The organism is Aquitalea magnusonii, assembly GCF_003202035.1.
Taxonomy (GTDB): Bacteria; Pseudomonadota; Gammaproteobacteria; order Burkholderiales; family Chromobacteriaceae; genus Aquitalea; species Aquitalea magnusonii.
Genome location: NZ_QJKC01000004.1, coordinates 116,342 through 135,747, shown reverse-complemented (window position 1 = coordinate 135,747; position 19,406 = coordinate 116,342). Strand labels below are relative to the sequence as shown.

The following is a 19,406-nucleotide window of genomic DNA, read 5'->3' as shown; positions in this document are numbered from 1 at the left end:
CGCGAAGAGCGAATCATGAGTAAACCCATTTATGTACTGGGCGCGGGCGGTCACGCAAAGGTAATTATCGACGCTTTGCAAAGTCAGGGCCTGACGCCGTCCGGCGTTGTCGATCCCGTCGCGCAACCCGGCGACAAAGTGCTGGGCATTGAGGTGATTGGCGGCGACGATGTATTGCAATCCTTTGCGCCGGACTCCGTCTGGTTGGCAAACGGCGTTGGCGCCACACCCAAGAGCCGAGTCAACGCCAAACTGTTCGCAATCTGGCGCGACAAGGGATACCGCTTTATCAATGTGCGGCATGCCAGCGCCATCGTTTCGGTTCATGCGCAGGCGCATGAAGGATCGCAAATCATGGCGGGGGCTGTCGTGCAGGCCTCGGCGGTGATCGGCGCCGGCGTGGTCGTCAATACCGGGGCCAGAATCGATCATGATTGCGTTATCGGCCAACACTGTTTCATCGCGCCATCTGTCACGATGTGCGGCGGCGTGCAGGTGGGTGAGCGCACGTTTATCGGGGCCGGCGCCGTGCTGTTGCCGGGGGTCCGTGTCGGCAGCAATGTGCTCATCGCCGCGAATGCGGTAGTGGACGCCGATGTCGCGGATGGCGGTTGCTTACTGCGCGCCTGACCGGCTTGTAAAGCCAAATCATTTGAAGAGTTCATCATGAATGTATCTGATGTAGTGATCCGCTTTCTGGAGAAAATCGGTACCCGACATGTATTCCTGCTGTCGGGCGGGGGCATCATGTATCTGCTGGATGCGCTGGGGAAAAGCGAAAAAGTGGATTACGTGTGCAACTATCACGAACAAGCTTGTGCCATTGCCGCCGATGGTTATGCCCGCATGTCCGGCTTCGGTGTTTGTTTCGCTACTTTCGGGCCCGGCGCGGTCAATGCCTTGTCCGGGGTCGTGGGCGCCTGGTATGACTCCGTACCGATGCTGGTGGTATCTGGCCAGGTACGTTCCAATCTGGTGGCGGACTATGACAAGGTAAGGCAAGTGGGACCGCAAGAAGGCAACGTACTGGAAATGGTGAAGCCAGTGACGAAATATGCCGTTTCCCTGCGTGATCCGTCCATGATCCAGTACGAACTGGAAAAGGCCTACCACATCGCCAAGAATGGCCGCCCCGGTCCGGTGTGGATCGAGCTGCCGCTGGACATGCAGTCCGCCGAGGTTGATCTGGATACGCTACCCCATTGGCAACCTGAGGCTCCGGGCGATGACGCTTGGCGGACGCAGCTGGATGAGGTGGTGAAGTCATTGGAAAGTGCGGCAAGACCCGTGTTGATCCTGGGCAACGGCGTGCGCCTCTCTGGTATGTACGAGGCAGTGAGAGGGCTCGTTGAGCGACTGCAGATTCCAGTGCTGACGCCCTACACCGGCAAGGATTTGCTGGAATCGGACAACACCTGCGCCTTTGGCACTTTTGGCACGGCCGGGCAACGGCATGCCAACCTGATCATGCAGAACGCGGACCTGATTTTGGGGTTGGGGGTGGGTTTCTGCGTGGCAAAGACTGGCTTTGAAACTTCCAAGTTTGCAGTGGGTGCCAAGAAAATTTTTGTTGATATTGATCCGGGCCAGCTACAAGCCCATCCCTTGAAAGCGGATATGCCATTACTGGCGGATTTGCGCGGCTTCGTGCCAGCACTGCAAGAAAAGCTGGCTGGCTATGAGGCCCATAACGCGAAATGGCTGGAACTGTGTCGTTATTGGGAGGACAAGTATCCTCTGGTGACGGACGCACAGCGAGCAGATTGCGGCTTTATCAACTCTTACGTATTCATGGAAGCCCTGTCCCGTTTGTCGGCTCAGAACGATATCATCGTCACTGGCAATGGTCTTGATTGCGTCAGCTTCTATCAAGGTTACAAGATCAAGGCCGGTCAACGCGCCGCACTGAACGGTAATTGGGGATCGATGGGCTGGGATTTGCCGACAGCCGTTGGCGCGCACTATGGCACGGGGCAGCGGGTGTTGTGCATTGCTGGTGACGGCGGTGTAATGCTGAATAGTCAGGAGTTGCTCACTATCGGTGCTAACAAGCTGCCGATTAAGGTGTTCATCTTCAATAATGACGGTTACGGCTCAATCAAGGCGACACAGGACAACTTGTTTAATTCTCGCTATGTGGGCGCTAATCCGCAGTCCAATGTTTTCAATCCCGATTTCGAGGCGCTGGCCGCTGCTTATCGTTTGGGCTACTCCAAGGTGGCTGAGCACTCTTCGCTGGACGAGGTGTTGGGGAAAGTACTGGCTTCCGATCAGCCCGAGGTATGCGAGGTGATGCTGTCTTCGGAGCAGTGGATTTCTCCCAAAGCATCCACTTTCCGTAATGCGGAGGGCAAGCTGGAGTCCAAGCCGCTGGACGATATGTTCCCTTTCCTGCCTGATGAGGAAACCCGGCACAACCGGGAGTTGGCTCGTGCCATTGTCTGATCGCCGGACGATAAAAAACACCCGCCTTGGCGGGTGTTTTTTATTGTACAAACCCTAAAGGTCTTACCCTTTCAGCCGATTGATGGCGAAGTGGATGCCGCGTCGCAGATCGCCCGTAAGCACGCGACCAAGGAATACCGTTACCCAGGCCCACAAGATGGCCAGCGGTCTGGGCAGCTTGAGGATAGGCGCGACCCAGATATAGAAAAGCGGCGAGCTGCCAAACCGGTCATGGAAGCGGCGATAGGCGGCTGTGAGATCCCCTGCGCGGGAAAGTCGTTGGCGCAGCAGGTTGAACGGATAGTAAGAAATCAGCATTTTTTTGCCGAAGGCCTTGATGGCGTCTTCGGTCAAGCCTTTGGGCTGGAACGAGTCTAGGATGCGGAAAATGCGTTCAACAAAGACCTCGGAGAAGTCGTACCCACCAGAGTTGTTGCGTTTGCAGGCAAGCATGTAACGAGCAACAAAGGCATTGCGGGGCTTGGAGATAATGGCCTGAATCACCAGGTTCACCTGTACCAGATTGGTGCCGCAAAACTGGTTGGCGTCAGTAGAAGCCTGTACCTCTTTGTTGATGATGCAAGCGGAGATAAAGCTGATCAGCGCACCGATTTTGTACAGAAAACTTCCGGCATCGCTGTAGTCGATTACTTCGCCGCCACCGCCTGGAAATTCCTGTACGTAGTCTTTTTCGTAACCATAAGACTTCATGCATACTACGCCGTAGTCATTGGCTTGTAGGATGTCGAGCAGGTCCGCCAGTTTCCCTTCCAGATAAAGATCGTCATCCCCCATGATCTGAACGTATTTGCCTTTGGCTTCATTGAAACATTGGGCAATGTTGGCGTCTGAGCCTATGTCCTGAGGGTTGCGGATGTAGCGTACAGGCAGCCCCTCCCGGATGGCAGCCTCGACCACCTGGGGGGTGTGGTCGCTGGAGCCATTGTCTGACACGATGATTTCCACTCGATCCGGGTGCACCCCGCGCATCTCCTTGACGAGATGATCAAGGTTGATTTTAAGAAAGTCTGCGCGGTTGTAAGTGGGAATGGCGATGCTCAGTAGATATTGGCTGGTATGGGACATGGGGGGCAATCTTTTCTGGATATGATTCAAGGCCGATCGCGTTGCAGGGCGCGGCGGTCAGACTCTCCAGTCGCGGTTGTATCTTCTCCACAGGAGGAGCGCGACCGGAATGTTGATGAAAATATAGATGCTGTCGAGCACTGCGATCATGCCGCTTACCGAGTAGCGCGGCACAACAATCAGGGTGCCGATTACTGCCACAACGGTAGTGGAAACGATGAGCAACAGAAACGGCTCCCGCTTGAAGCTTCTCAATTGCACAGTGAGGCCGCCAATGAACTGGTTGGCCAGCGTGTAGGCGAGCAGGCCCGCGAAGTCCGGCAGGTCGAGCAGGCGCTGAACAAAGCGTACTTGGGGAAACAGACTGACCAGCAACAGCGCGACAGAGGCCATGCCGATGAACATTGACAGCGAACGCATGAAGTTGCGCCGGAAGGTCGTGTCCAGCAAGTGCCAGTCCTTGTTTGCGGCGGCCAAGGCCATGGCTGGGACCCGCCGCGTAAGCCAGGATTGTGAGAGCAGACTAATGGTGTTGACAATGGCGAGGGACAAACCGAGCTTGCCGGCCACGACAGCCCCTTGCATATGAAACAGCAAGGGGATGTTGATCTGGGTGAGCAGGTAGCCGCATAGCCAGTTGAGAGCAAGCCGCCATTGCAGGGGCCAGATTTCTTGTCGCCAGGCGAATGTGGCGCTGCGATTTTGTACGGCGGTGAGCAGTAGATTTTTGCGTTTCAGCAGCAGCCAGCCAGCAGGAAGCAGCATGGCGATGGCTGGCGCCATGACGGTGGCCCATAACCCTCCATGCAAGAAGAAGGCGGCCCAGCACAACACTGAGCCGCACATGATTTGCAAAAGACGAACAATATAAACGCGAGTGATTTGCCCGCTGCCTTCCAGAATGGCCAGGAAGGGGATGGACAGCAGGCTCAGTGCAGTAAAACTGCAGATGGCGACCCAGGGTTGCAACCAGTTCAGCGTCTGGTCCGCGTGTTGCGAGCTGAAGAAAAGATAGCCTCCCGGCAGCATCAGCAGCCAGAAGGCCGCAGCCATCATGCCGTACCAATGAAAAGCCCGCCCGGTCAGTGCCGAGCAGTAGGCTGCGTTGGCGCCTTCTATCCTGTAGTCCGCGCTCCAGCTGGCGTTGCTGAAGCTGTGTGCGGATACCTGGATCAGTACGCTGGAAAGGCCCAGTTCGAATAGCGTGTAGAAAGCGGCCATACTGGTGAAGCTGTAGTACCAGCCTTGTTCTTCCGCCGTAAGAAAGTGGACGGCAAGCAGGGTGGTCACTAGGCCCGCGCCGGCTTGCCACAGCCGGAACAAGAGGATGACGATCAGATCAAAGCTGGGTTTCATGATCGGCGGGGCTCAGCAATCATACTTGGGTGGCAGGATTTTGGCGTCGAGAGCGCGCTGATTGATAAGGCTACGTTCCTTGTCGAATATCCAGCCCCATTTGTTGAAATAACGGGCCGCGGACTGTATGTGGATCCACATCAGTCTGATATTGCGATACGAGGCCTTACCAAATTCGTGAACGACAACAGCCTCTGGGATGAAGACCACACGCCCAAGACGACCAAGCCGGCGTACAAGGTCGGTGTCTTCCATATACATGAAGAAGCGCTCGTCAAAGCCACCCAGCTGCTGCAGCGCGGCCGTGCGCGTAGCCAGGAAGCAGCCGGATGCGTTGGGCAGATCAATGCGACGGTCGTAGCCGAACCATTGCATTTCGTAGTCGTAGTCGAGTCGCTTGGCCAGAAAGGGTAGAAAGCGGCGGGCAAACAGGTTGGCTGGTGTGGGCAGCAGTTTATTCAGTCGCTGCAGGCGGCCATCAGGGTAGCGCACCAACGGTGCGCAGGCGACGATGTCAGCCTTTTCCTCCAGCGGAGCAATGAGTTTTGTTACCGTGTCGGCGCTGAATTCGATGTCCGGATTCAGGATGAGATGCACATCGCTGTGCAGACCGGCAATGGCCCGATTGTGTGCCGCGCCAAAGCCAATGTTGCTGCCGCTGTGACGATAGTCATGTCGACCAAAAAGTGCAGCCAGCGTCGTTTTGGGCGAGTTGTCCTGTACTACCAGATGAATGGGCATAGTGCTAGCGTTAATGCTGGCCAGCAGCCGTTGCAATTGTGCAGCCGGATTGTTGTACAGAACCAGAGAGGCGCTTACATGCATGGGGAGTCTTGGTTCGGGGTCAGTTGGAGAGCTCGGCCTTCGCAAAGCGCTCGCCTACCATATCTTTGGCGGACAGGATGGGCTCGATGTTGTTCAGTGGCCATGCGATGTCCAGTTGCGGATCATTCCAGAGGATTGAGCGTTCCGCGTTGACGTTCCAGTAGGCGTTAGCCTTGTACTGCACTTCAGCATGTTCGCTTAGGGTAAGGAAACCGTGGGCAAAGCCTTCCGGAATCCACAGTTGACGCTTGTTGTCAGCAGACAGCATGACACCAACCCATTGACCGAATGTAGGCGAGCTACGGCGGATATCCACAGCAATGTCATACACTTCGCCCAGCGTGCAGCGTACCAGCTTGCCTTGGGCAAAAGGTGGCATCTGGTAGTGTAGCCCACGCAACACACCCTTGCTGGAGCGGCTGTGGTTGTCCTGAACAAACTCAACTTTGCGGCCAATAGCCTGATCAAAGTGCTGCTGGTTGAAGCTTTCGAAGAAAAAACCTCGGTCGTCACCGAATACGGCAGGTTCAATGATTTTGACGTCCGCAATGGCGGTATCGATGATTTTCATGAATGGCTTGCTTTCTTACTTCAGCAGCTGCAGCAGGTATTGCCCGTAGGCATTTTTCTTTAGCGGTTGCGCCAGCTGTTCCAGCCGGGATGCATCAATCCAGTGCTGCACGTAGGCAATTTCTTCCAGGCAGGCTACTTTCAGGCCCTGACGGTTTTCCACGGTGGCAATGAACTGGCTGGCTTCCAGCATGGATTCGTGGGTGCCGGTATCCAGCCAGGCATAGCCACGGCCCATGGTCTGTACATCCAGCTGGCCTTGTTGCAGGTAGTGATTGTTGACATCGGTGATTTCCAGCTCGCCGCGCGCTGAGGGGCGAATGGATTTGGCGATGTCGACGACCTGATTGTCGTAGAAGTACAGGCCGGTGACGGCATAGTTGGACTTCGGAGTGGCAGGTTTTTCCTCGATGGACAAGGCCTTGCCCTGGGCGTCGAATTCCACCACGCCATAACGCTCCGGGTCCTGTACGTGGTAGGCAAACACACTGGCACCTTGCTGTTTGGCGTTGGCCGCTTTCAGCAGTTTGGGGAAGTCATGGCCATGGAAGATATTGTCGCCCAGCACCAGTGCCGAAGGCGCGCCGGCCAGGAAGTTTTCGCCAATGATGAAGGCCTGTGCCAGTCCGTCCGGGCTGGGTTGTACCGCGTATTGCAGGCTGATGCCCCACTGGCTGCCATCGCCTAGCAGCTGTTCGAAGCGCGGGGTGTCCTGCGGGGTGGAGATGATCAGGATGTCGCGAATCCCGGCCAGCATCAGGGTGCTGAGCGGGTAGTAGATCATCGGCTTGTCGTAGATGGGCAGCAATTGTTTGCTGACGGCCAGTGTGGCGGGGTATAGGCGGGTGCCGCTGCCCCCCGCCAGGATGATGCCTTTACGTTTCATCTGCTTGCGTCCTGCATCAGGAATTGAAGATCTGCTGGAACACCTGTTCCACGCCGCTCTGCCATGCTGGCATGATCAGGCCGAAATTTCCCTCGATTTTACTGCAATTCAGCCTGGAGTTGCCGGGGCGTTTCGCCGGGGTCGGATAGGCGCTGCCGGGAATGGCGTGCAGGTTTTCCGGCTTCAGTTGAAGTGCCACACCGTAACGTTCCGCCAGCGCAAGCAGGAATTCGGTATAACCATGCCAGCTAGTGCTGCCGCTGCTGGTGAGGTGGTAGGTGCCAAGCAGTGTTTTGTCCTGACTGGTTTGCCACTGTTTGATGATGTGGGCGCTGATATCGGCAATCAGCGCCGCGGGGGTGGGCGCGCCAATCTGGTCGGCCACCACGTTCAGGCTGTCGCGTTCGCGCGCCAGTCGTATGATGGTTTTCAGGAAGTTGCCGCCATGTGCCCCCACCACCCAGCTGGTGCGCAGGATGATGTGGTCTGCACCGCTGGTAAGAATGGCTTGTTCACCCTGCCATTTGCTTAAGCCATAGACGGACTGTGGATTGGTCGCATCGTCCTCTGCATAAGGGCTGGCCTTGTCACCATCAAATACATAGTCGGTGGAGTAGTGCAGCAACAGTGCATTGTTTGCCGCGGCCCAGTCGGCCATCGCGGCTGGTGCGGCGGCATTCACAGTATGGGCCAGCTGCGCTTCACTCTCGGCTTTGTCCACTGCGGTGTAGGCCGCCGGGTTGACGATGATGTCCGGCTGGGTTTGATCCAGCACTGCGGCAATGCCCGCCGGGCGGGAAAGATCCAGTTGCTGGCGATCCAGGCAGATGCACTCGCCCAGCATGGCCAGCGAGCGGCGCAGCTCAAAGCCCAGCTGGCCATTGATGCCGGTAATCAGGATGCGGCTCATGCCTTGTTCCCGTAGTGTTGCTCCAGCCATTGGCGATAATTGCCGCTGGTGACGTTGCTGACCCAGTCCTGATTATCCAGATACCACTGTACTGTTTTGCGGATGCCGCTTTCAAAGGTTTCTGCCGGTTTCCAGCCCAGTTCGCGTTCCAGCTTGCGTGCATCAATCGCATAGCGGCGGTCATGGCCGGGGCGGTCCTGTACATAGGTGATCTGCTCGGCGTAGCCTGTACCATCGGCTTTGGGGCGTAAGGTGTCCAGAATGCTGCAAATGGTGTGGACAACGTCCAGATTGGCTTTTTCGTTCCAGCCGCCAACATTATAGGTTTCACCCAGGCGACCTTGCGCCAGCACGGTGCGGATGGCACTGCAATGGTCTTTGACATACAGCCAGTCGCGGATTTGCTGGCCATCACCGTAAATTGGCAAGGGCTTGCCGGCCAGTGCATTCAGGATGACCAGCGGAATCAGCTTTTCCGGGAAGTGATAGGGGCCGTAGTTGTTGCTGCAGTTGGTGGTGAGCACCGGCAGGCCGTAAGTATGGTGCCAGGCGCGTACCAGGTGGTCCGAGGCGGCCTTGCTGGCCGAGTAGGGGCTGTTGGGTTCGTAGCGGTTGCTTTCGCTGAATGGTGCGTCAGTGGCGGACAGGGTCCCGTACACTTCATCGGTGGAAACGTGCAGGAAGCGGAAGGCTGCCTTGGCTTCGCCTTCCAGTGCATTCCAGTAGGCCCGGACAGCTTCCAGCAAGTTGAAGGTGCCTACCACATTGGTCTGGATGAACTCACCCGGGCCGTGGATGGAGCGGTCAACATGGCTTTCCGCCGCGAAGTTGATGACAGCGCGAACCTGATATTCCTGCAACAGGCGGCTGACCAGTTCCCGATCGCCGATATCGCCTTGAACAAATACGTGGCGCGGGTCGCTTTCCAGGCTGGCGAGGGTTTGCAGATTGCCGGCGTACGTCAGCTTGTCCAGGTTGATCACACCTTCGCCATTGCCATTCAGCCAGTCCAGAACAAAGTTGGCTCCAATGAAGCCGGCACCGCCAGTCACCAATATCATTTAACAATTCCAATAAGTAAGTGGTTTTTGCTATGGGCAGAGCCATGGTAAAGTAGCCCGCTGTTAATTATTGCAATGTATCCGCTTGCAAGGCGGATATTATAAGACAAAATCGGCCAGCTTCTTACCGGACGGTCCTGTGACTGCTCTACGAATACGGTTAATTACACTTTTACGCCCTTTCAGGCCCTGACTTCCTATGTTGCAGATACTATTGCTCGCGCTGTCGGCTTCGCTTTTTTCGGGGCTGTTGTTGATCCGTTACTCTCATTTGCATTCCCGCTATTCGACGGATAGTGATGTCAATGGTGTGCAGAAATTTCATGCGACACCAGTGCCCAGAATTGGTGGATTGCCCATCATGATTGGTCTGATTGTCGGGTGTGCGCTATCTGGATTTCTGAATTCTTCGGTTTGGGTTTTGTTACTGTTGTTGTCGGCCTTGCCGGCATTTGCTGCGGGCTTTGTCGAGGATCTCACCAAGAAAATCGGCCCTTTGCCGCGCCTGCTCGCCACCTTTGTGGCAGCGGCGCTGGGCTATTTCCTGCTGGGGGCCGGGCTGGCTCGACTGGATATTCCGCTGATCGATACCTTGTTGGGGCATTACTGGTGGCTGTCTCTGCTGCTGACCATGGTGGCAGTGGGCGGCGTGGCGCATGCGGTCAACATCATCGATGGTTATAACGGCTTGTCGGGCATGGTGGCGGTGTTCATCTTCCTGGCCATTGCTTATGTCTGCTTTAAAGTGCAGGACATTGTATTGATGAGCGTGTGCTTTGCCATGGTCGGAGCCATCTTCGGTTTTTTGTTCTGGAATTTTCCGCGTGGGCTGATTTTTGCCGGAGATGGCGGAGCCTATCTGATCGGCTTCATGATTGCCGAAATATCCGTATTGCTGGTGGCGCGCAATCCGGCGGTGTCGCCGTGGTTTCCTCTGTTGTGTGTGATTTATCCGGTTTTTGAGACGATTTTCTCCATTTACCGGCGCAAGTTTCTGCAGGGGCGGGCGGTGGGCTACCCGGATGCACTCCATCTGCACCAGATGGTGTACAAGCGCATGGTGTTGTGGATGGTCGGCTCCAAAGAGGCCCACCATCTGACCCAGCGCAATAGCATGACCTCCCCTTATCTGTGGGCCCTGGCCTCTTTTTCGGTGGTGCCGGCCATGCTGTTCTGGAATCACACCTGGGTGCTGATGCTGCTGGTGCTGCTTTTTGTACTGGCCTATCTGCGGCTGTACCGCATGATTGTCCGTTTCAAGACCCCGCGCTGGATGGTGTTGCGGCGCGACGACTCTTCGCGCTGAACCTTCACTTAATGCCGGCAAGGGCTGGCAAGTTTTTGCCGGCCCCCCTCTTGAAACATCGTTTCCCCGTCCCTATTATTAGCACTCGTCAGGGGTGAGTGCTAAAGCCCGCCCCGTACTGCCATCCTGGCAGATGATTTTTGCTTTCAACAGCCACTTGTATTAGGAGAGATCAATGGCAATTCGTCCGCTGCACGATCGTGTTGTTATCAAGCGCCTTGAGGCTGAAGAAAAGACTGCTTCCGGTATCGTTCTGCCGGGTGCAGCTGCTGAAAAGCCCGACATGGGCGAGGTGCTGGCTGTCGGTAACGGCAAGGTTCTGGACAATGGCGAGCGCCGTCCGCTGGAACTGAAAGTTGGTGACAAAGTGATTTTCGGCAAGTACTCCGGTCAGTCCGTCAAGGTTGACGGTGAAGAAGTCCTCGTGATGCGCGAGGAAGATGTAATGGGCATCGTCGAGTAATTCCGACCCATACCGACTTCTAAACGACCCTATAGAATTCTGGAGATTTGAGAATGGCTGCAAAAGACGTAAAGTTTGGTGATTCCGCTCGTGCCAAGATGGTGGTTGGCGTCAACATCCTGGCTGACGCTGTCAAGGTGACCCTGGGCCCGAAAGGCCGCAACGTGGTACTGGACCGCTCCTTTGGCGCGCCGACCATCACCAAGGATGGTGTTTCCGTTGCCAAGGAAATCGAACTGAAAGACAAGTTCGAAAACATGGGCGCGCAGATGGTGAAGGAAGTGGCTTCCAAGACTTCCGACGTGGCCGGCGACGGTACCACCACTGCCACCGTACTGGCACAGGCCATCGTGCAGGAAGGCATGAAGTTTGTTGCCGCCGGCATGAACCCGATGGACCTGAAGCGTGGCATCGACAAGGCGGTGATTTCCCTGGTAGGTGAAATCGCCAAGATCGCCAAGCCATGTGCCACCAGCAAGGAAATCGCTCAGGTTGGCTCCATTTCCGCCAACTCCGATGCCGATATCGGTGAAATCATCGCCACCGCCATGGAAAAAGTGGGCAAGGAAGGCGTGATCACCGTTGAAGACGGCAAGAGCCTGAACAACGAGCTGGACGTGGTGGAAGGCATGCAGTTCGACCGCGGCTACCTGTCCCCGTACTTCATCAACAACCAGGAAAAACAGATTGCCGCTCTGGACAATCCGTTTGTTCTGCTGTTCGACAAGAAGGTTTCCAACATCCGCGACCTGCTGCCGGTACTGGAGCAAGTGGCCAAGTCCGGTCGTCCGCTGCTGATCATCGCCGAAGATGTTGAAGGCGAAGCGCTGGCTACCCTGGTGGTCAACACCATCCGCGGCATCCTGAAGGTGGTTGCTGTCAAGGCTCCGGGCTTTGGCGACCGTCGCAAGGCCATGCTGCAGGATATCGCCATCCTGACCGGCGGTACCGTGATTGCCGAAGAACTGGGCCTGACCCTGGAAAAAGCCACTCTGGACATGCTGGGCCAAGCCAAGCGTATCGAAGTGGGCAAGGAAAACACCATCATCATCGATGGCGCTGGTCAGGCTGATGCCATCCAGGCCCGTGTTGGTGAAATCCGTCGCCAGATCGAAGAAGCTTCTTCCGATTACGACCGCGAAAAACTGCAAGAGCGCGTGGCCAAGCTGGCCGGCGGTGTTGCCGTGATCAAGGTTGGCGCGGCCACCGAAGTGGAAATGAAAGAGAAGAAGGCTCGCGTGGAAGACGCGCTGCACGCTACCCGCGCCGCTGTGGAAGAAGGCGTTGTGGCTGGTGGTGGCGTGGCCCTGCTGCGTGCCCGTTCCACCCTGGACAGCCTGAAGACCGACAACGTCGATCAGGATGCTGGCGTGAAGATCGTGCTGAAGGCCATCGAAGCCCCGCTGCGTCAGATCGTCAAGAATGCTGGCGACGAGCCGTCGGTTGTGGTGAACAAGGTGCTGGAAGGCAAGGGTAACTTCGGTTACAACGCGGCTACCGGCGAATACGGCGACATGCTGGAAATGGGCGTGCTGGATCCGGCCAAGGTAACCCGCTCGGCCCTGCAACACGCTGCTTCCGTTGCCGGCCTGATGCTGACCACCGACTGCATGATCGCCGAACTGCCGGAAGACAAGCCGGCTGCTGGCGGCATGCCGGACATGGGCGGCATGGGTGGCATGGGCGGCATGATGTAAGCTGCTTCGGCCTCTCGCTGAACCTGAAAACCCCGCACTTGTGCGGGGTTTTTGTTTTTCTGCACGATGACGGGGTATGGCTGGCTTCTCTGGCACAATAGGCGGCAGCTCATTTCGCAAGGACGGATCATGCAATTACCGCAATTGATTGCCAGCATCGATGAATGGCTGGAGCCATGGCGTTATCAGGACTACGCGCCCAATGGTCTGCAAGTGGAGGGCAGGGCAGAGGTACGGCATATCATCACGGGAGTGACTGCCTCACAAGCACTGATTGATGTGGCGATTGCCCGCCGCGCCGATGCCATCCTGGTGCATCACGGCTATTTCTGGAAGGGAGAGGATGCCCGGCTGGTGGGCATGAAGCGTGCGCGCGTGGCCAAACTGTTGCAGCATGACATCAGCCTGATCGCTTACCATCTGCCACTGGATGGGCATGCAGAACTGGGCAATAACGCCACGCTCGCCAAGCGACTGGGCTGGCAGGTCGAGGGACAGACGGGGGAGCAGGGATTGTTATGGCATGGCCGCTGGCCGGCGGCTGCCACGGCAGCAGAGCTGGCCGAGGCCATTTCGCTCGGCCTCGGCCGGCAGGCCATGCTGCTGGGCCCGGCCGAGCGGCCGGTGCGCCGGCTGGCCTGGTGTACGGGAGGGGCGCAGTCTTTTTTTCAGGAAGCCATCCGGCTCGGTGTTGATGCATTTGTCACCGGCGAAGTCTCGGAGCAATGTTTCCATCTGGCCAACGAGTATGGCGTGGCATTCATTGCCGCCGGGCACCATGTAACCGAGCGCTACGGCGTACAGGCGCTGGGCGAGAAGGTTTCTCATTTACCCGGCATAACTGTTGAATTTGTCGATCTTTTCAATCCGGTTTAGACAAATCTACCCAACCTGGCTCAATTTATTTGCATAGGCGCTTCATGTCCCTACTGGTAATCAGGTAAAATCGTCTGGTTTGAAGTTTGAGCTCGGTTTCCACGTTTGAGGATGACTGTAATGAGTGAACAACAAGTCGATACGGGGCGCCGTCGGTTTCTGACGGTAGCAACCAGCGCTGTTGGGGGTGTGGCCGTTGCCGGGGTGGCAACGCCGTTTCTGATGAGTTTCTTCCCGTCTGAACGGGCAAAGGCTGCTGGCGCACCGGTTGAGGTGGATATCAGCAAGCTGGAGCCGGGCCAGAAGATCAACGTCGAGTGGCGTGGCAAGCCGGTATGGCTGTTGTCCCGTACCAAGCAGCAAGTTGCCGACCTGCCGAAGAACGACCCCAAGCTGGTGGACCCCAAGTCCGAAGTAGACCAACAACCCAAGTACTGCCAGAACGAAGGCCGCTCCATCAAGCCTGAACTGCTGGTGGCCGTGGGTATCTGTACCCACCTGGGCTGTTCGCCGACCTTCCGTCCTGATCTGGCACCTGCCGATCTGGGCCCGGAATGGCTGGGTGGCTTCTACTGCCCGTGTCATGGTTCCAAGTTCGACCTGGCTGCCCGTGTGTTCAAGGGTGTGCCGGCTCCGAAGAACCTGGAAATCCCGCCGCATAAGTATCTGTCCGATACCCGCCTGCTGATTGGCGACGACAAATAAGCTTAGGGGGAAAAATGAGCAAAGGACAAAAGCTGCTGAACTGGATTGACGATCGCTTCCCGCTGTCGTCGATGCTGAAAGAGCACGTTACCGAGTACTACGCACCGAAGAACTTCAATTTCTGGTACTTCTTCGGCTCGCTGGCCATGCTGGTGCTGGTTATCCAGATCGTGACCGGTATCTTCCTCACCATGAACTACAAGCCGGATGGCACGCTCAATGGTGCCGGCATTCCGGTGGCATTCGCCTCGGTGGAATACATCATGCGTGATGTGGCCGGTGGCTGGATCATCCGCTACATGCACTCCACCGGTGCCTCCATGTTCTTCGTGGTGGTCTACCTGCACATGTTCCGTGGCCTGATCTATGGCTCCTACAAGCAGCCGCGCGAGCTGGTGTGGGTGTTTGGTTGCCTGATCTTCCTGTGCCTGATGGCCGAAGCCTTCATGGGTTACCTGCTGCCCTGGGGCCAGATGTCCTTCTGGGGCGCACAGGTGATCGTGAACCTGTTCGGTTCCATCCCGGTCATCGGTCCGGACCTGTCGGTGTGGATTCGTGGTGACTTCGTGGTATCCGATGCCACGCTGAACCGCTTCTTCGCCCTGCACGTGATTGCTGTGCCGCTGGTGCTGCTGGCCCTGGTGGTGGCTCACCTGATTGCCCTGCACGAAGTGGGTTCCAACAACCCGGACGGCGTGGAAATCAAGAAACTGAAGGACGAAAAGGGCATCCCGCTGGATGGCATTCCTTTCCATCCCTACTACACCGTGAAGGATATCTTCGGTGTGGCCGTGTTCCTGATCGTGTTCTCCGCCATCGTGTTCTTCCTGCCGGAAATGGGTGGTTACTTCCTCGAGCATCCCAACTTCGACCAGGCTGACCCGCTGAAGACCCCGCCGCACATCGCGCCGGTATGGTACTTCACCCCGTTCTACGCCATTCTGCGTGCCATTCCGTCCTTCCTGGGTACCCAGGTATGGGGTGTGATCGGCATGGGCGCTGCGGTGGTGGTGATTGCCTTCCTGCCGTGGCTGGATCGTTCGCCGGTCAAGTCCATCCGTTATCGCGGTCCGAAGTTCAAGTTCATGCTGGTCTTGTTCATCATCGCCTTCATCGGTCTGGGCATGCTGGGCGCCATGCCGCCGACGGCTGGCCGTACCCTGATTTCGCAGATTCTTTCGTTCATCTACTTTGCCTTCTTCCTGGGTATGCCGTTCTACACCAAGAACGATGTCGGCTCGGTACCGGTACCGACCCGCGTGACGGAGACCAATGGCAAGCGCCAGTTGCAGTTCCTGGTGCTGGTGGCGGTGACGATCATCGCGGCCTATCTGTTCGGCACCAACGTGTAAGCAAGGGGAAAGGACATATGAAAAGCAAAATCCGCCACCTGATCGCTGCCATGGCGCTGGTGTTGCCGGTCAGCGGCACGGTTCTGGCCAATGAAGGCCCGACGCTGGAAAAGGCGCCGATCGACATTCAGGACACGGAAAGTCTGCAGCGCGGCGCGCAGATCTTCAGTAACTACTGCCTGTCCTGCCACTCGGCCAGCGCCATGCGCTACAACCGTCTGGAAGACATCGGCCTGTCCGAAGAGCAGATCAAGGCCAACTTGCTGCCTGACGGCGCCAAGATCGGCGACCAGATGAACATCAGCATGGACAAGAAGGATGCCAAGGTATGGCTGGGTGCGGCACCGCCGGACCTGTCGCTGATTGCGCGTTCGCGTGGTGCTGACTACCTGTACGCCTATCTGCGTGGCTTCTACCGTGATCCGACTCGTCCTACCGGCTGGAACAACCTGGTGTTCGACAAGGTCGGCATGCCGCATGTGCTGTGGGAAATGCAGGGCGAGCAGGTACTGAAGACCGAGAAGAACGCCGCTGGTCATGAAGAGCACAAGCTCGAACTGGTCAAGGCCGGTAGTCTGACCAAGCTGGAAAACGGCAAGGCCAATACCGTGGAGTTTGACAAGCGCATGGCTGACCTGACCAACTACCTGGTCTTCATCGGCGAGCCGGCACAAGTCAAGCGTCACCAGATCGGCTATGTGGTACTGATGTTCCTGGGCCTGCTGCTGTTGCCGCTGACCTACTTCCTGAAGAAGGAATACTGGAAAGACGTGCATTAAGCCCGGCTGCTGCATGACGAAAAAGGCGGAAATTTCCGCCTTTTTTCTTTTGTAATCATGGCTTTGCGATGTAGTTGTGGAAATTGCCTGCCTGAAAATGGTAAAATCATCGCTTCGATCGAAAATGATTGCCTCTGTCAAGGATATCCGCTAGCCATGATGACTCTTTATTCTGGAATTACCTGCCCCTTCAGCCAACGTTGCCGTATCGTGTTGTATGAAAAGGGAATGGATTTCGAGATCATCGATGTGGACATTCACAACAAGCCGGAAGACCTGGCTGTGATGAATCCCTACAACGAAGTGCCGGTACTGGTAGAGCGCGACCTGATCCTGCACGAATCCAACATCATCAATGAATACATCGATGAGCGTTTCCCGCACCCGCAGCTGATGCCGGCCGATCCGGTGATGCGTGCCCGTGCCCGCCTGTTCCTGCACCGTTTCGAGAACGAGCTGTTCTGCAATGTGAAGGTGCTGGAAGCCGGCGCAACCGGCAAGGAAGCCACCAAGGCCCGTGAAGCCATCCGTGACGGCCTGACCACCATTGCCCCGGTGTTTGCCAAGCAGAAGTTCATGCTGGGCGATGACTTCTCCATGATCGACGTGGCCATCGCCCCGCTGATGTGGCGTCTGGAGCATTACAACATCGACCTGGGCAAGCATGCTGCACCCATCCTCAAGTACGCGGAACGCATTTTCCAGCGCCAGTCTTTCATTGACTCGCTGACCCCGTCCGAAAAGGCCATGCGCAAGTAAGGAATGACCATGAGCGCCAGCACCAAGCCTTACATGATCCGTGCCCTGTATGAATGGTGCACGGATAATGGCCATACGCCGTTTCTGGTGGTGTGGGTGGACGAGCACGCAGATGTCCCGCGCGAATATGTGAAGAATAACGAAATCGTGTTGAATATTGCAGCCGGAGCCACCCAGAACCTGCGTATCGACAACGAGTGGGTGTCGTTTTCCGCGCGGTTTGCCGGGGTGTCGCGTGATATCTGGGTGCCTGTCGGCAATGTGATGTCCATTTTCGCCCGCGAAACCGGCGAAGGGATGGGCTTCGAGGTCGAGCTGGGCAGTGCGACGCCGGCACCGGCACCGGCGCTGTCTCCGGTCGCCGCCAGCGAAACCGAGCCGGCCGCGGGCAAGGCAGAGGATGCCGCCGCACCGCGGCCCAGTGGTCGGCCCAGCTTGCGCATCGTCAAGTAAGGCCACTGCTGTACCATGCCAAGCCGGGACGCGTTCCCGGCTTTTTTATGGTTCCTTGCTGACCATATGGGCTTGCAGCAAGGGAATGTCGGTCAGCTCCTGCAGCGGATTGCCATGCAGCCTGACCTGGTTTTTGCCATGAGCCTTGGCTTCGTACAAGGCCATGTCCGCCAGCTGGTAAAGTTTGGCGAAACTATTGCCGTCACTGGGGTAGCAGGCAATGCCACAGGAGAAGGTGGACGAAAATTCCACTGCTTCCACCCTGTAGCGCAAATCGGAAAAACGGCGGCGTAGCATTTCCAGCCGCATCCAGCCATTGCGTTGATCAGCGGCAGGCAGTACCACGATGAATTCCTCGCCCCCCAGCCGGCAAACGATATCGGCCTGACGACAATGGCGGCGCAGCAGGTCGGCCAGCGCACACAGTACCTGATCGCCGGCCATGTGGCCGTAGCGATCATTCACCCCTTTGAAATTGTCCAGATCGATCAGGGCAAAGGTCAGCGGCTGTTGTTCGCGTTCGGCCCGGCTGATTTCCCGGCTGAGCGTCTCCTCCAGATAGCGTCGGTTGTAAAGTCCGGTCAGCGGGTCGTGCAGGGCCTGTTCGCGCAGGGTGTCCTGCAGGGTTTCGATTTCATCGATGCGGTTTTTCAGTTGCATATAAGCCTGATGCAAGGCTTCCTCGGCGCGGCGCTGGCGCGAAATGTCGCGCAGCACCAGCATGCGGCCACCCAGGGTGACCCCCGACTCCCGGATGGGAAAGGCGCGTACTTCCAGAATGGCGCGTGAGCCCGGGCCATTCAGTTCCACCTGATGGGCCCCATCCTGATCGGCGACCGCAAGCAGTGCGGCAATCTGCAATGGCTGGCCGCACAGTACGGCGGCTGGCTTGCCAAACAGGTTGGCCGCCGCCGGGTTGATATCGAGCACGGTCTTGTTGGGGTCAATCACCACGATGCCATCCCCCATGGCATTGAAGGCATTGCCACGGGCAATGGGCACGACATACAGCATGCGCAGATAAAGCAGGTCAAAGGCAAACACCATGCCGGTGATGGCAAAGCACAAGGGGGTGGGGTCCAGCCCGCGCAAAGGGATGTTGCCGGACAGATAAAGCAGATTGCCAGCCCAGGGAACGATGGCGCCCAGCATCAGGATCAGCGACTGGCCACGGTAATGGGGAGGGTAAAAGTGCAGGGTCCGCAGCAACAGCAAGGAGCCCAGCAGCATCATCAGATAGGAATAGCCGGCGACCAGCAGCCAGAACAAGGGGCCGTGGTTGAAAATCAGCAAATTATAGCCAGATGGTGAAGGCTGATAACTGCTCCAGATCAGGCCGTGCCGTTCATTGCTGATGGCCAGCGCCAGACTGAGCAGGGGGATGAGGAACAGCATGGCGATGCTGCGCAGGCGCAGAGCCTTGTCCAGCTGGTTGTAGTCGGCGGCCAGCAGGAAAAACAACACCGGCGCGCTGAGGGTGCCGAGGTATTCCAGCTTGGACCAGAAAATTTTCTCGCGCAGCATGGAAGAGGACAATTCCAGCATGGCACTGCCGGCCCATATCGTCACTGCCAGCATCAGCCAGGCCAGCCAGCGCGCGCCCGTCACCTGGCGTCGCTCCCAAGCCAGGATGCCGATGGTGGCAGCACTGAGTGCAGCCAGGCCGGCAGTCGCTGAAATGGTGGTGAATACAAAGGACATGCGCTTTTCTATGCAATATGACTATGCTGATGGCAATGTTGAAGTGTAACCCCTGTCAGCGAAGTTTCATCCACATTTTTACGTCTCTAGGTATAATTACGGCACTCCCGAGGAGCGCTGCGAGGTTCATCCCCAGGCTCGGGCTTCTTGCAAACGGCGCTCACCTGACTAAACTC

General features: G+C 57.0%; 19 protein-coding genes and 1 riboswitch. Of the genes, 11 read left to right on the top strand and 8 right to left on the bottom strand.

Translation table 11 applies throughout. The annotated features are described in order from the left end of the window. Window positions 1-15 precede the first annotated feature (15 nt). Entirely contained in the window at window positions 16-630 is a 615-nt protein-coding gene (locus DFR38_RS05840; RefSeq protein ID WP_059284748.1) for an acetyltransferase, read from the top strand. Window positions 631-666: 36 nt separating this feature from the next. After that, a complete protein-coding gene (locus tag DFR38_RS05835) occupies window positions 667-2,445 on the top strand; it encodes a thiamine pyrophosphate-binding protein (RefSeq protein ID WP_059284747.1) in 1,779 nt (592 codons plus the stop codon). 63 nt (window positions 2,446-2,508) lie between these two features. Here DFR38_RS05835 and DFR38_RS05830 read toward each other — a convergent pair whose 3' ends face one another. The 7 genes from DFR38_RS05830 to rfbB are packed head-to-tail and all read right to left on the bottom strand — an operon-like array spanning window position 2,509 to window position 9,139. Continuing rightward, entirely contained in the window at window positions 2,509-3,531 is a 1,023-nt protein-coding gene (locus DFR38_RS05830) for a glycosyltransferase family 2 protein (RefSeq protein WP_059284746.1), read from the bottom strand. A gap of 57 nt (window positions 3,532-3,588) precedes the next feature. Beyond that, on the bottom strand, window positions 3,589-4,887 hold the full coding sequence (locus tag DFR38_RS05825; RefSeq protein ID WP_059284745.1) for a hypothetical protein: 1,299 nt from the start codon (window positions 4,885-4,887) through the stop codon (window positions 3,589-3,591). A gap of 12 nt (window positions 4,888-4,899) precedes the next feature. Further along, a complete protein-coding gene (locus DFR38_RS05820; RefSeq protein WP_082693276.1) occupies window positions 4,900-5,712 on the bottom strand; it encodes a glycosyltransferase family 2 protein in 813 nt (270 codons plus the stop codon). Window positions 5,713-5,731: 19 nt separating this feature from the next. Further along, window positions 5,732-6,283, bottom strand: coding sequence for a dTDP-4-dehydrorhamnose 3,5-epimerase (gene rfbC, locus DFR38_RS05815; protein ID WP_059284743.1), 552 nt, complete (start codon window positions 6,281-6,283; stop codon window positions 5,732-5,734). A gap of 15 nt (window positions 6,284-6,298) precedes the next feature. After that, window positions 6,299-7,168, bottom strand: coding sequence for a glucose-1-phosphate thymidylyltransferase RfbA (rfbA, locus tag DFR38_RS05810; protein ID WP_059284742.1), 870 nt, complete (start codon window positions 7,166-7,168; stop codon window positions 6,299-6,301). A 16-nt stretch (window positions 7,169-7,184) separates the two neighbouring features. Then, window positions 7,185-8,078 carry a dTDP-4-dehydrorhamnose reductase gene (gene rfbD / locus DFR38_RS05805; RefSeq protein WP_082693275.1) on the bottom strand — a complete coding sequence of 298 codons (894 nt, stop codon included), beginning with the start codon at window positions 8,076-8,078 and terminating at the stop codon, window positions 7,185-7,187. Next, window positions 8,075-9,139: a dTDP-glucose 4,6-dehydratase gene (rfbB, locus tag DFR38_RS05800; RefSeq protein ID WP_059284740.1), complete on the bottom strand. Its 1,065-nt coding sequence runs from the start codon at window positions 9,137-9,139 to the stop codon at window positions 8,075-8,077. The genes rfbD and rfbB overlap by 4 nt, the downstream gene beginning before the upstream one ends. 421 nt (window positions 9,140-9,560) lie before the next feature. On the opposite strand from rfbB, the gene DFR38_RS05795 reads away from it, so the two are divergent. The 9 genes from DFR38_RS05795 (at window position 9,561) to DFR38_RS05755 (ending at window position 17,529) form a co-directional block, all read left to right on the top strand. Next, window positions 9,561-10,445 carry an MraY family glycosyltransferase gene (locus DFR38_RS05795; protein WP_233170345.1) on the top strand — a complete coding sequence of 295 codons (885 nt, stop codon included), beginning with the start codon at window positions 9,561-9,563 and terminating at the stop codon, window positions 10,443-10,445. Between the two features lie 175 nt (window positions 10,446-10,620). Then, entirely contained in the window at window positions 10,621-10,908 is a 288-nt protein-coding gene (gene groES, locus DFR38_RS05790) for a co-chaperone GroES (RefSeq protein ID WP_045846653.1), read from the top strand. Between the two features lie 53 nt (window positions 10,909-10,961). After that, complete coding sequence (groL, locus tag DFR38_RS05785) at window positions 10,962-12,605, top strand: chaperonin GroEL (RefSeq protein ID WP_059284738.1); 1,644 nt, start codon at window positions 10,962-10,964, stop codon at window positions 12,603-12,605. 129 nt (window positions 12,606-12,734) lie between these two features. Then, entirely contained in the window at window positions 12,735-13,481 is a 747-nt protein-coding gene (locus DFR38_RS05780) for a Nif3-like dinuclear metal center hexameric protein (RefSeq protein WP_110313126.1), read from the top strand. 120 nt (window positions 13,482-13,601) lie between these two features. After that, window positions 13,602-14,186 carry a ubiquinol-cytochrome c reductase iron-sulfur subunit gene (gene petA, locus DFR38_RS05775; protein ID WP_059284737.1) on the top strand — a complete coding sequence of 195 codons (585 nt, stop codon included), beginning with the start codon at window positions 13,602-13,604 and terminating at the stop codon, window positions 14,184-14,186. Between the two features lie 14 nt (window positions 14,187-14,200). Then, window positions 14,201-15,538, top strand: a complete 1,338-nt coding sequence (locus tag DFR38_RS05770; protein ID WP_110313125.1) for a cytochrome b — start codon at window positions 14,201-14,203, stop codon at window positions 15,536-15,538. A gap of 17 nt (window positions 15,539-15,555) precedes the next feature. After that, window positions 15,556-16,317: a cytochrome c1 gene (locus tag DFR38_RS05765; protein ID WP_059284736.1), complete on the top strand. Its 762-nt coding sequence runs from the start codon at window positions 15,556-15,558 to the stop codon at window positions 16,315-16,317. A 156-nt stretch (window positions 16,318-16,473) separates the two neighbouring features. Beyond that, on the top strand, window positions 16,474-17,076 hold the full coding sequence (locus DFR38_RS05760; protein ID WP_082693274.1) for a glutathione S-transferase N-terminal domain-containing protein: 603 nt from the start codon (window positions 16,474-16,476) through the stop codon (window positions 17,074-17,076). 9 nt (window positions 17,077-17,085) lie between these two features. Further along, window positions 17,086-17,529, top strand: coding sequence for a ClpXP protease specificity-enhancing factor (locus tag DFR38_RS05755; protein ID WP_059284764.1), 444 nt, complete (start codon window positions 17,086-17,088; stop codon window positions 17,527-17,529). 45 nt (window positions 17,530-17,574) lie between these two features. Here the strand turns inward: DFR38_RS05755 and DFR38_RS05750 are convergent, their stop codons facing one another. Beyond that, window positions 17,575-19,230, bottom strand: coding sequence for a histidine kinase N-terminal 7TM domain-containing diguanylate cyclase (locus tag DFR38_RS05750; protein ID WP_059284734.1), 1,656 nt, complete (start codon window positions 19,228-19,230; stop codon window positions 17,575-17,577). 104 nt (window positions 19,231-19,334) lie between these two features. Further along, window positions 19,335-19,399: riboswitch (S-adenosyl-L-homocysteine riboswitch) on the top strand. Window positions 19,400-19,406: the final 7 nt, after the last annotated feature.